This window comes from Streptomyces sp. MB09-02B (assembly GCF_033794485.1).
Taxonomy (GTDB): Bacteria; Actinomycetota; Actinomycetes; order Streptomycetales; family Streptomycetaceae; genus Streptomyces.
In genome coordinates, this window is sequence record NZ_JARGEE010000291.1 from 1 (window position 1) to 11,699 (window position 11,699).

Annotated in this window: 11 protein-coding genes and 2 pseudogenes; 8 read left to right on the plus strand and 5 right to left on the minus strand. The window is 71.9% G+C overall.

The features are described 5' to 3' along the window. A partial coding sequence (locus P1P70_RS31105; protein WP_319243701.1) for a hypothetical protein occupies positions 1–323 on the plus strand: 323 nt, incomplete at its 5' end. Here P1P70_RS31105 and P1P70_RS31110 read toward each other — a convergent pair. Further along, on the minus strand, positions 303–1,034 hold the full coding sequence (locus P1P70_RS31110) for an AAA family ATPase (RefSeq protein ID WP_319243703.1): 732 nt from the start codon (positions 1,032–1,034) through the stop codon (positions 303–305). The genes P1P70_RS31105 and P1P70_RS31110 overlap by 21 nt on opposite strands. Before the next feature lie 149 nt (positions 1,035–1,183). Between P1P70_RS31110 and P1P70_RS31115 the strand changes: the two genes are divergently transcribed. After that, complete coding sequence (locus tag P1P70_RS31115; protein ID WP_319243705.1) at positions 1,184–2,776, plus strand: MFS transporter; 1,593 nt, start codon at positions 1,184–1,186, stop codon at positions 2,774–2,776. 84 nt (positions 2,777–2,860) lie between these two features. On the opposite strand, the gene P1P70_RS31120 is transcribed toward P1P70_RS31115, so the two are convergent. Next, positions 2,861–4,720: a lysyl oxidase family protein gene (locus tag P1P70_RS31120; RefSeq protein ID WP_319243707.1), complete on the minus strand. Its 1,860-nt coding sequence runs from the start codon at positions 4,718–4,720 to the stop codon at positions 2,861–2,863. 422 nt (positions 4,721–5,142) lie between these two features. Here P1P70_RS31120 and P1P70_RS31125 point away from each other — a divergent pair, with 422 nt between their 5' ends. Further along, the gene (locus P1P70_RS31125) at positions 5,143–6,360 is read left to right on the plus strand and encodes a hypothetical protein (RefSeq protein WP_319243709.1); all 1,218 of its coding nucleotides are present in this window, start codon (positions 5,143–5,145) and stop codon (positions 6,358–6,360) included. An 88-nt stretch (positions 6,361–6,448) separates the two neighbouring features. On the opposite strand, the gene P1P70_RS31130 is transcribed toward P1P70_RS31125, so the two are convergent. Further along, the gene (locus P1P70_RS31130) at positions 6,449–6,922 is read right to left on the minus strand and encodes a MarR family winged helix-turn-helix transcriptional regulator (protein ID WP_319243712.1); all 474 of its coding nucleotides are present in this window, start codon (positions 6,920–6,922) and stop codon (positions 6,449–6,451) included. A gap of 451 nt (positions 6,923–7,373) precedes the next feature. Between P1P70_RS31130 and P1P70_RS45890 the strand changes: the two are divergent. Together P1P70_RS45890 and P1P70_RS31140 are read left to right on the plus strand one after the other, a co-directional pair. Continuing rightward, positions 7,374–7,730 (plus strand): annotated as a pseudogene (locus P1P70_RS45890) (cytochrome P450); the annotation flags it as partial. Between the two features lie 52 nt (positions 7,731–7,782). Further along, the gene (locus tag P1P70_RS31140) at positions 7,783–8,028 is read left to right on the plus strand and encodes a ferredoxin (RefSeq protein ID WP_413471585.1); all 246 of its coding nucleotides are present in this window, start codon (positions 7,783–7,785) and stop codon (positions 8,026–8,028) included. An 18-nt stretch (positions 8,029–8,046) separates the two neighbouring features. On the opposite strand, the gene P1P70_RS31145 is transcribed toward P1P70_RS31140, so the two are convergent. Next, a complete protein-coding gene (locus P1P70_RS31145) occupies positions 8,047–8,751 on the minus strand; it encodes a helix-turn-helix domain-containing protein (RefSeq protein WP_319243714.1) in 705 nt (234 codons plus the stop codon). Positions 8,752–8,957: 206 nt separating this feature from the next. On the opposite strand from P1P70_RS31145, the gene P1P70_RS31150 reads away from it, so the two are divergent. Together P1P70_RS31150 and P1P70_RS31155 are read left to right on the plus strand one after the other, a co-directional pair. Further along, on the plus strand, positions 8,958–10,199 hold the full coding sequence (locus tag P1P70_RS31150; RefSeq protein WP_319243716.1) for an alpha/beta hydrolase: 1,242 nt from the start codon (positions 8,958–8,960) through the stop codon (positions 10,197–10,199). A gap of 36 nt (positions 10,200–10,235) precedes the next feature. Beyond that, positions 10,236–10,415, plus strand: a pseudogene (locus P1P70_RS31155) (TetR family transcriptional regulator); the annotation flags it as partial. A gap of 82 nt (positions 10,416–10,497) precedes the next feature. On the opposite strand, the gene P1P70_RS31160 reads toward P1P70_RS31155, so the two are convergent. Further along, positions 10,498–11,133: a hypothetical protein gene (locus P1P70_RS31160; RefSeq protein ID WP_319243722.1), complete on the minus strand. Its 636-nt coding sequence runs from the start codon at positions 11,131–11,133 to the stop codon at positions 10,498–10,500. Between the two features lie 142 nt (positions 11,134–11,275). Here P1P70_RS31160 and P1P70_RS31165 point away from each other — a divergent pair, with 142 nt between their 5' ends. After that, a complete protein-coding gene (locus tag P1P70_RS31165) occupies positions 11,276–11,461 on the plus strand; it encodes a hypothetical protein (RefSeq protein WP_319243718.1) in 186 nt (61 codons plus the stop codon). The last annotated feature ends 238 nt before the right edge of the window (positions 11,462–11,699 follow it).

Below are 11,699 nucleotides of genomic sequence, written 5' to 3' on the forward strand. Positions count from 1 at the left end.
GGGACGCCCCGGGCCCCCGTACGGCACTCCCCCTGATCCACGGCCTCGTCGACCTCCCCCGCGCCCTCGCCCACTGGCACGCCGCCGAAGCCGCCGGAGTCCGCCCGGCACCCCTCCACCTCCTCGACCACACGATCCCGCCGGAGGCCCTGCGTGCCATGAGTGCCATGAGTGCCATGAGCGCCCTGCGCCACCGCACCCCGCCTCCACCAGCGTCACGGCGCGGCGGGTCCGGGTCCGGATCCGAGTCGGGGTCCGAGTCCGGTTCCAGGTCCGAGTCCGGGCCCGCGTCCCCGTCCGGGTCAGCCCAGGACGTGCCGTAGGTAGGCCGTCGGGTCGGCGAGGTAGCGGCGCCAGTGGTCGACCAGGGCCAGCTCGTCCCAGGGGACGCGGCGCATGCCGTGGTCGCCGACCTCGATGATGTCCGCGCCGGGGAGCGCGGTCAGCAGCGGGGAGTGGGTGGCGCAGATGACCTGCCCACCGTTCCTCACCAACTGGTCGAGGTGACCGAGGAGTTCGAGGCAGGAGCTGAACGACAGCGCCGCCTCGGGCTCGTCCATCACATACAGGCCGGGCCGGAGGAACTTCCCCCGGAACGCTGCGAGGAAGCCCTCGCCGTGGCTGACCGAGTCGGGGGCGAACCCTTCCCGGTCCAGCGCGTCGAGCGCCGTCTCCGCGCGCAGGAAGAACCCGGTGCGCGCGCTCCAGCTACCGAGCATGCGGCGGCCGCTCGGGGCGGCGTCGAAGCGGATGCGTTCACCGAGCACCGACCTGGGGCGGTGGGAGGCGTAGCGCCAGTCGTGCGAGCCGCCCCAGGAGTCCAGGCCGAAGCCCTCGGCGAGCGCCTCGACGAGGGTCGACTTCCCTGAGCCGTTCTCCCCGACCAGGAAGGTCACCGGCGCGGTGAAGCGCAGACCGTCCGCCAGGAGTCCGCGCACACAGGGCACCGACCAGGGCCACTCCCCGTCGTCGGCCCCTGCTCCGCCCCGCTCGTCGCTCGCCCCCCGATGTGCGTACGCGCGTTCGATAATCACCGTCCGAGTCTCCCACGGGGGACGTCGAACACCCTGGAAGAACCCACGTCGAGCACCTTGGAAAAACCCTCCTCCAAACTAACTTGCCTAAGTCAAGCAATCGACCTATGGTTGAGTAAGTCAAGCAATCCCCGCCCCGGAGGCACGCCATGTCCCACACCCATGCCCGACCCGCCGACGCGGGGGCCGGCACCCCGCCGCGGCCGAACGCCGTGGTGGCGGTACTGGCGCTGGCCGGGATCGTCGTCGCGCTGATGCAGACGCTGGTCATCCCGATCGTGCCGGAACTGCCGCGACTGCTGGACGCGCCGGCGTCCGACGCCGCCTGGGCGGTGACCGCCACCCTGCTCGCCGCGGCGGTCGCCACCCCGGTCGTGGGGCGGCTCGGCGACATGTTCGGCAAGCGGCGGATGCTGCTGCTCAGCATCGTGCTGCTGGTGTCCGGCTCGGTGGTCTGCGCGCTGGCCGACTCCCTCGTGCCGATGATCATCGGGCGGGGTCTGCAGGGGCTGGCCGCCGCCGTCATCCCGCTCGGCATCAGCATCATGCGGGACGTCCTGCCCGCCGAGCGGCTCGCCGGGTCGACCGCGCTGATGAGCGCCTCGCTGGGAGTCGGCGGTGCCCTCGGTCTGCCGGCCGCCGCGTTCATCGCGGACAACTGGAACTGGCACCTGCTCTTCTGGACCTCCGCCGCCCTGGGCGCCCTCTCCTTCCTGCTGGTTCTGGCCGTCGTCCCGGAGTCGACGGTGCGCAGCGGCGGCCGTTTCGACCTGGTCGGGTCGCTCGGCCTGTCCACCGGACTGGTCTCGCTGCTGCTGGCGGTGTCCAAGGGCGCCGACTGGGGCTGGACCAGCGGGACGACGCTCGGGCTCTTCGCCGCCGCCGTCGTGATCCTCGCCGCGTGGGGCCGCTACGAGCTGAAGGCGAAGCAGCCGCTGGTCGACCTGCGGACCACGGCACGCCCCCAGGTGCTGTTCACCAACCTGGCCTCGGTGGCGCTGGGCTTCTCGATGTTCGCGATGTCGCTGGTCCTGCCGCAGCTGCTCCAGCTGCCGGAGCAGACCGGGTACGGCCTCGGCAAGTCCATGATGACCGTCGGCCTGGTGCTGGCCCCGCAGGGCCTGGTGATGATGGCGATGTCCGCCGTGTCCGCGGGGCTCACCAAGGCCAAGGGCCCGAAGGTGACGCTGATGGCCGGCGCGCTGATCGTCGCCGCCGGTTACGGCCTCAGCATCGTCCTGATGAGCGAGGTCTGGCACCTCGTACTCGTCTCGTGCGTCATCGGCGGCGGTGTCGGCTTCACCTACGGCGCGATGCCCGCTCTGATCATGGGTGCCGTGCCGGAGTCCGAGACGGCCGCCGCCAACAGCCTCAACACGCTGATGCGTTCGCTCGGCACGTCGTTCGCCAGCGCCCTCGCCGGCGTCATCCTCGCCCAGATGACCACCGACTTCGGCGGCTACGCCCTGCCCTCCGAGAACGGCTTCAAGGTCGTCATGGCCATCGGCGCGGGCGCCGCCCTCCTCGCCTTCGTCCTCGCCTCCTTCATCCCGAAGCGCCGTACGGCCGTCCCGACGGCGGACGCCGGGGGCGGGGACAGCACGCCAACGGACAGCACACCGGCAGATGGCGCGCCTGCAGATGGCGCGCCGGCAGATGGCGCGCCTGCAGATGGCGCGCCGGCAGATGGCGCGCCGGCGGACAGCGCGCGTGCGGATGCCGGAGCGGCGGTCAAGGCGTAACGCCGCGCGCGACTCCTCGTACGACGAAACCCCCAGGCCCGGCGGGCCTGGGGGTTCGCGCCGTCGTGCGCGGCGCGGCCGCTGCTACTTGGCGTTGATCAGGCCGTGCGGCGGGACCTCGACCGTGCGGGCGCCCTCCTTGCCGCCGAGGATCACCTTGCGGAGAGCGATGTTGTTCTTGTGGTTGGTCTCCTGGAGACGGTTCTCCGGGTTGGCGACGACCTGGATGTAGTACGTGCCGTTCGGCAGGTCCGTGATGTCGAAGGACTGACCGGGACGGTACTGGGTGTACGTGTCGCCGGAGCCGACGTCGAGGACCTCACGGACGTTGATGGCGTCCTGCGAACCGCACGCGGTGGACAGGTCCGTGTTCTCCGGGTGCCAGTTGGCGTTCTTCACCGTGTAGTCGATGGCGTCGGTGTTGGCCAGGCAGAACGCCTCCTTGCCGGAGCGCACCTCCTTGGTCTGGTCCGCGCTGAGCAGGCGGTAGCTGGCGAAGTCCGTGAAGTGCCAGTGCTCGTGGCCCTCGCGCGGGTCCCATTCCATGGTGCCGGCGGGCGCGTAGCCGACCTGCTTGCCCTTCGCGTCGTAGAAGTACTGGTACGAGTCCATCAGGTCCGCGCCCGGCTTGCGGAAGCCGTCGACGACGAGGGGCGCGGGGCCCGCGTTCCAGACGTTGGCGCTGAAGGCGAGGTAGTCCTTGCCGGGTGCGTCGCCGTCCTCGCCGTCGGTGATGGCGATGTCCCAGGCGGGCAGGGACCGCAGGTCGGGCTTGGGGACGTTCGCCGGGGCGCCCGCCTTGCCGGTGGGACGCTTGGGGGCGGCCTGCAGCGCGGGCGCGATGCGGGAGCCGTCGGTGTGGCCCTTGCCGTCGCCCAGGTGGTTCGCCAGGCCCCGGTCCTGAAGGGCGTAGGAGAGCTCGGGCGGCGTCGGGGCGTCGGCGCCGCGCGGGCCGTAGTGGTGGTTGTCCGGGGCCGGCTGTCCGGCCGGGGCGGACGGCGCGCCGTGGTCACCGTGGCCGGCGCCGTGACCGCCGCCGTGGCCGCCGTGGTGGGCGGAGGACGACGAGGACTTCGACGGGGCCATACCGACGCCGCCGCCCGTCCCGCCTTCCCCGCCTTCCCCGCCTTCCTCGGAGCGCTCCTCCCGGACCGTCACCTTGATCGTCGGCCGGTCGTTGGGGATGCCGAACGCGTCGCGGTACTTCTTCGCGACTCCGACCTGGGCGGTGTACTCGCCGACCGGCAGGTCCACCTCCCTGTCGTAGTCCCAGTTGGTGGTGTTGGTGGCCCAGCCCTTCTCGACGCCCCACACCGAACCCAGGGTCCACGGGTTGGTGGAACAGCTCTGCGGATAGTGGTTCGTGGCGGGGGCGTCCGGGCGGATCCGACCCGAGGCGTTGTTCGGGCAGAAGGTGCCCGCGCTCTTCACGACCTCCTCCCCGGCCGCGTTCTTGACCGAGACCTCCAGGAAGCCCGTCAGCCCGGAGAAGTCGTCGACGAGCCCCTTCGGGAGCGTCTTCGTCGTGGTCTTCTTGCCGTTGCGCAGGATCTGCTTGGCGACGATCGGGTCCTTGTACGACTTCCGCGTCACCTGGAACTCCAGGGGCGCGTTGTCGACCGAGAGGTAGGTCCCGAGCTGAAGGCTGACGCCGTCGTCCCACTGGGAGCGGGTGAGCGTCACGGAGTTCGTCGCGGCGATCAGCTTGAGCTGCGGCTTCCCGGGCGTCGCGGCGGGCGCGGCACCGGCGCCGGGGGCCGCCCCGGCCACGGCGGCGACCACGGTGAACGACGCCAGGGCGGCGAGCGCCGGGCGCTTCAGGCGACGGCGACGGTCCCGACCACCGGCCGGGCTGGTCGAGCCCGCCGGAGCGGTCGCGCCGGTCGGGTCGGTCGGGTCGGTCGGGTCGGTAGGACTGGAGGGGCTGGTCATCTGGCTGGTCATCGGTTCCTCGTCTGCGAGTGCCCTGGTCAGGGGCATCGGACTGGACAACTCACGGACGACGGCCGACCCGTGGCCCGCCGTGCGGATGCACCCCCACGCACCCCGGGCCGAACCACGCTCGATCCGCTCTTCCTGTGAGCAACCTGAGAGATTGGTAAATGACGGGCCCGGGTTGCCTGTTGGGGGAATATTCGACTGAAGGTGTGGCGAGCACGGCTCAAACACACGTCCGCGCATCCCTGCGGAATCGGCTCCAAGTCCCCGGGGAATCCGCGCAGGAGCGTCACACAGCCTGCACACAGCCCTGAGAATGCCTCGTTAGCGTTGCTGAGCGCTCGATCCGCTCGATCCCACGTGCGAACGTGATGTGACCGGGCCGCGGCCCGGCGGGTCGACGGCATGCCCCACACAGGAAGACCCCGATGGACTACTGCTCCTCATGTCGCCGACATCTCAACGGCGCCCTCGTGTGCCCGGGTTGCGGCGCCTACGCGCCCGACATAGCCCCGGCCACGATCGACAGCCGTGTCGCCCCGTCCCGCCCCACCGGGACGACGACCGCGCCGCTGATGATCCCGATGCCGCCGACGACACCGGCGGCACCGGTGCTGCCGGCGCCGACGTGGGAGTACGGCGCGACGGACGCGGGGTGGCACGGCGGGGCGCCGGCGGACGGGTTCTCCAGGGACGCTTTCTCGACGGGCGGATTCGCGGCAGACGAGGCGCTGGGGAGCACGGCCCCGTTCGCGCGGGTGCCCGGCGGCGACGGCATGGGCGACTTCGACGGCATGGGCGACGTCGACCGCATCGCTGACGTGCACGGCGTGCGCGACATGGACGGCATGCGCGACGGGGGCGACGCCGGCGACCTGGGCAACGTGGACGACGTGGACGACGTGGACGACGTGGACGACGTGGACGTCGAGGGTGTCCCCGTGGCGCCGCGGGGGCGGGCCGCGCGGCGGCGTCAGATGGCGCAGTGGAAGAAGAACCAGCGCCGGGCCGTGGTCGCGACCGCCGTCGCGCTGATGGGCGGCGGCCTGACCGTCATGAGCATGGACCGGCAGTCCACCGACCGCACCCAGGCGGCCACGGCCCCGGACGCCGAGAGCCTCGGCTCCGTCGAGGAACAGGGCTCGCAGCGCGGCCGTACGTCGGCGACGGAGACCGACGACGCCCGGCGCACCCCGGACGCCTCCACCCCGTGGACCCCGTCCGGCGACCCCGCACGCGACCGCTCCACCGCGAGCCGGTCGAAATCCCGCGCCGAGCAGCCCAATTCCCCGCGTACGGATGCGGCGACGCCGTCCGCCCAGGACGCGCGGACCGGCACCTCCGGCGACGGCAGGTCGACCACCGACGGCACGGCCGCCACCCCGTCGGACGATACGACCACGCCACCGGCCACCGGTGACTCCGGCTCCTCGTCGGACACGGGCACGGGCGCGGGGTCGGGCTCCGGCGCGGACAACGGCAACGGAAGCGGCAGCGACACCGGTTCGGAGGCCGGAAGCGGGTCGGACACGGGCTCGGACTCGGGCTCCGGCTCGGACACGGGCGCGTCGGACGGTTCGAGCTCCGACACGGCGACGACGTCCCCTTCGGGCCTCTGCCTGCTGGGGATCGTGTGCGTGAACTGACGCCACACGCCCGCACGCCCGCCCACCCACCCCACTGACACGCGCTGACACGCACGTCCGAGGGCCGAGGGCCGACCGCTACGAGTGGTCAGCCCTCGGCCATCGGACGTGGCCAAGAACGTCCGCTGACACGTTCGATGTCGGTGTTGAACTGCTCCAGGTCGGCGACGAAGCGCCGCAGGCGCTCGGCGGGCCAGTCGGCGATGACGCCGGTGAGACCGGTGACGAACTCCTCCCGCTGCTCGGCGAGGCGCGCCGAGCCCTTGTCGGTGATCCGGAACTTGCGGGCCACTCCCCCGTCGGGGTCGAGCGTCCGCTCCACCAGCCCCTCCCGCAGGAGCGCCGAGGTCTGCCGGGTGAACGTGGACGCGTTGAACCCGAACGCCTCCACGAAGTCCGGGATGGACATGGGCCCTTGGGCCTCGAGTCTGGTGAGCAGGACGTAGGCACTGCGATCCAGGGCACCGCCGTCGCGGACGCCACGGGGCGTCGACGTCTCGCGGTTCCGCGTCAGGATCAGCAGCTCCCGCTCGATGCGCTCCCCCGCCTCTCGGGCATCCACCGGTCTCCTCCTGCCTGTCTGGCCTCCATGGGCCCCTCACCCTACGTCGAAATTGCGCCATGCACGGAGAGTGCATGATGCACCATTGATGCACGATGCACTACCTGTGTAGCGTGCATGTCCATCTCCCCCCTCCCCCCACTAGGAGATGCCGAGATGAGCAGGACCGAGACGGACGAAGCCGAGGTCGGGACGAACGGTGACGGGGACGAGGTGGTCCGGCTGCCGATGCGCGGCGACGGCCCGCTGGACCCGCCCCCCGCGTGGGAGCGGCTGCGCGCCCGGTGCCCCGTGGCCACGGTCGAGTTGCCGAGCGGCGACCGGGCGAAGTTCGTGAGCCGTTACGAGGACGTCCGCGCACTCCTCTCCGATGCCCGCTTCGAGGACCTGCTCAGCACGCTGATCGTGGAGAGCGCCGCGCTGCCGGAGGAGGAACGGCTCACCGAAGCCGAACGCCTCGACGTTCGGGATGCGGCGCTATCTGAGCGAGGACATGGACCTCGGCGGAAAACTGCTGCCGGGTGGCACCACCGTGTTCTGCGGGATGTCCTCCGCCAACCGGGACGACCGGGTCTTCGCCTCGCCCGACGAGATGGACCTGACCCGCAGCCCCAGTCCCCACCTCACGTTCGGCGCCGGCCCCCACTCCTGCCTCGGCCAAGCCCTCGCACGCACCGAGCTGCAGGTCGTCCTCGAAGTCCTCCTCCACACCCTCCCGACCCTCGAACTCGCTGTCCCCGCAGAGGAGTTGCGCAAGGTCGAGGGCCTCCTCGTCGGCGGCCTGCGCGAGGTCCCGGTCCGCTGGTGAAGGCCCGCCCCCGTCAGGCATCCGCTACGAGGCAGGCTATGAGGCATCCCCTATGAGGATCCACGTCGACGAGACGAAATGCTGCGGCGCCGGCCAGTGCGTCCTCATCGCCCCCGAGGTGTTCGACCAACGCGACGAGGACGGCGTCGTCGTTCTCCTCGATCCGACACCCCCCGCACCCCACCACCCGCCCGTCCGCGAGGCGGCGGCGATGTGCCCGACGGCGGCGATCACCCTCAACGAACTCGAAGGACTCGAAGGACTCGAAGGACTCGAAGGACTCGACGAAGAGGAGTGAAAAGAGGAGTAAGCCCCGCTACCCCCTGGCCGCCCGATGGGGCCCCAACTCAGCCAGCACATCGGCGAGTTGGTCGGCGGTCAGAGCGGGCGCGGGCAGGGACGGCTGCGACGGTGACGGCGACGGTGTGGCCGTGGAGGCCGGTGGGCGGAGGCCGTCGAGGAGGAGGGTGAGGGGGCGGCGCCAGGCGTCGGTGGTGGTGACGGCGGTGAGGGCGGGGACGGCGCGGCCGAGGGCGGCGAGGACGAAGAGGACGTCCTCGGTGGTGACATCGGCCCGCACGGTGCCCTCCTCGCGGCCGCGCCGCAGCAGGAGTTCGATGGTCCGCCGATTGTGCTCGTGCACGTCCTCCAGGACACCGACCCCCGGTACGTGCGTCGTCATGAGGTCGTTCGTGCCCCGGTCGGCGGCGAGTGTGTCGAAGACCGTGCCGAGGTACTCGACCAGCCCGGCCCAGGCGTCCGGCGCGTCGCGGACCCGGTCCCCGACGGCCATCGTGCCCGCGAGCTGGTCGTGGAAGACGGCGTCGATGAGGGCGGCGCGGCTCGGGAAGTGCCGGTACAGCGTCGCGTTGCCCACGCCGGCCCTGCGGGCGATCACGTCCAGCGGCGCTTCGAGCCCCTGCTCGGCGAACACCTCGTGGGCCGCCACCACCAGCAACTCCCGGTTCCGCCGCGCGTCCCGCCGCACCGGCGAAGCCCCACGCCCCACCCCACCACCCATCCCACTCCCACTCCTCCACACCGCCCGGCCACGAACCCCGAGCCCGGTTCCTCGATGCTATCGCCGAGCCGTTGTCCTGCGGAGAAAGCCGCGGAGCGCCTACCGGACCCGGCCAGGAAGCGGACCCCGATAGAAGCCCGACTCATACGCGGAGAGAAGCTTGGGCCGAAGTCGTTGCCCCCCAACTCCCAAGGAGACGACCGGATATGACGAAACGGCTGGCGCGGCGAGCGGTGTTGAGCGGTGGGGTGGCGGGCGGCTTTCGTCCGATGGCCCGGGATCTGGTGGCCTCGGTGCCCGGGGTGCAGGTGTGGGCCCTGGACCGGCGCGAGGAGAACCTCGCCGACCGGAGCGGGTTCGGGACGGCCGACCCCGTGGGCTACTACCTCGACGGGCGGTACCGGACCCTGGAGCCCGCCTCCGCCGGGTACTTCGGGCGGTGGGGGCTGGAGCGCGCCCTCGACGACCTGCGGTGTGTCGTGCTCGCCGCGCGCGCGGGCGGACGGCGGCGGGTGGTCCTCGGTGGGCATTCCTGGGGCGCGACCACCGCGCTGACCTACGCCGCCTGGGACTTCGGCGGACGGCCCGGGTACCGGGACCTCGCGGGGCTCGCGGTCCTCGACGGGGGCGTGCGCGGCGCGTTCGAGGGGACGGGAACGCCCGTGCAGGACTCGCCGGAGGAGGTGCGGGAGCGGCTCGCGGCGATCGCCGGCGGGCGGGTCTTCGACATGACGCTCAGCGGGGTCGGACTCGGCGACCGGGCCGAGAGCACACAGATCTGGTACCAGCTCGCCGGGTGGTACGCCCATCACGACCCCGAGGGCAGGTCCGTACTGCAGGACCGGGTGCCCGAGGCGCTGCGGGTGCCGTTCCCGGTGACGAACGCCGCGCTGCTCGGCAGCTTCGTCGACGCCGGCTTCGGCTGGCCGAACGACATCAGCGTCCACTCCGGGCACCTCGCCCCCGAAGGGGACGGCGAGGGCGTACGCGGGTGGGTCGACGACGGGATCACGCCGATCGGGCGGGTCGCGCGGGCGTACGCGGGGCCCGTACCCGGGGTGTGGGAGTGGTACTGGCCGGCCCGTCTCTCCGTCGACCTGGACGTGAGCGACGCCTACGCCGACACCGACCTCGCCCGCACCCTCGGACTGCGCCTGCACCACGCCGCCGGCCTCGACATACCCCTCTACGCCTTCCAGACCAGCTACAGCAGGGGCACGGTCGTGGCCGGCGCCCGCCGTGTCGTCGCCGAGTCCCGCATCCCGTACGCCGCCTACGAGTCCGACGAGACCATGAACCACCTCGACCCCCTCTTCGCCGACACACCCCACAACACGGCGACGCGGACACTGGCGGAGTTCCTGGGGAGGCTTACGGGCGCGGGGATGAGAGCGGCGGAGACGGGGACAGGGACGGCAGCAGGGAGGGCGCGGGGTACGACGGGCTGACGAGCCCCGGGGGGCGTCGGGCCCTGGCGTCCCACGCCGGCCCGGGCCCTCGCCGAGCGCCACGGTTCCTCGGGACCCGCGACCCTCGCCGAGACCGTACGGGCCGCCGCCGCCATCGACTGCCTCACCATCGCGCTCGACCACTGGACCGCGTCCGACGGCGCCCTCGACCTGGTCACCCTCCTGGACGAGGCCTTCGCGACGCTGGCACCGTAGCCGGAGCCGGAGCCATAGCGGCAGACGCAGTCGCAGTCGCAGTCGCAGTCGCAGTCGGGCCGGTGCGGTAGCCGGAGAAATCTCAGGTGTAGACGATCGGGCACCCCCGGCGGAGCGAGTGCTGGGCGGCGCGCAGGTACAGGGCCACGTAGAAGGCCGTGTCGAGGTCCTCGGCCCACGGCCCCGGCCGGGTCGCTGCCAGCGCCTTCGCCTGTCCGTCCAGGAACCACATGGTCAGGTCGAGGTTGTCGCACGTCACCGGCGTCTCGGGCGGCAGTTCGACGAGCGCCGAGAGCCGCTCCGCGAGCGCCAGCACCTGCGGGGCGCCGGCGACCATGGTCGACTCCGTGTAGCCGGACTCGACGCCGTCCAGCCAGATGGCCTCCTCCAGCGAGAGCGGCACGAGCACCGTCCAGCCGCACAGGGTCTCCACCTGCTCGCGCGTGAGGTGTTCCTCGCAGAGCCGCACGAACCCGTCCATCGGCGGGACGAGCTTCTCCTCGAAGTCCAGGCCCGCGCCACGGACGACGGGCGCGCGCACGGGCCTCGCCGCGGGCACCGACTCGTAGGCCGGCAGCCCCCGCCGCCTCAGCTCCTCGTTCAACGCCGAGGCGACCCGCCCGCGCCCCTCCTCCTCGTCCTCACCCTCCCCCTCACCTTCACCTTCACCTTCACCGAACCATTCCTCCGCGCCGACGCTCACCAGATACATGCCCATGGCCGGAAGGTAGCGCGCACCACTGACTCCGCCCCAGAGCCAGACCAGATCCAGGGCCAGGGCCAGGGCCTGAACGCGTGTTCGCTTGCCGACCGCACCGCCGCGACGCAACCAATCCCCGCGCGCACGCGTCCCCTTGACCGTGCTCATACTCATCCTGTCCGTCGTCCTCCTTCTCGCACTCGGCGGCGTCGTCTGCGTCTACTGGACGGCGCGAGGCGACGCCCCCCGCTGGGCACGCGGTGTGGCCAGGACGACCGACGTCGCGAGCGACGTGCTGCTCCGCGCGAACAAGTCCAACTCGCAGAACAACACGGGCAACGACTAGCCGACGGCCAGCCCACGACGGCAGAGCCACGACGGCAAACCGACGACGGCCCGCACAACTCCCGAGCCGTCCGAGGAGTCGTTCTCCCAGAGGGACACGAAGGGGGAGCGCGTGGCCGGCGTACGGGGTGTTCGGGGTGGCGGGGCGAGTGGTGCGGCGCATCAGGTCGCCTATTTCATGAGGGAGTTGACGGCGGAGGAGCCCGGGCTGAGGGCCGCCGTCGTGAAGGGGCTCGGGC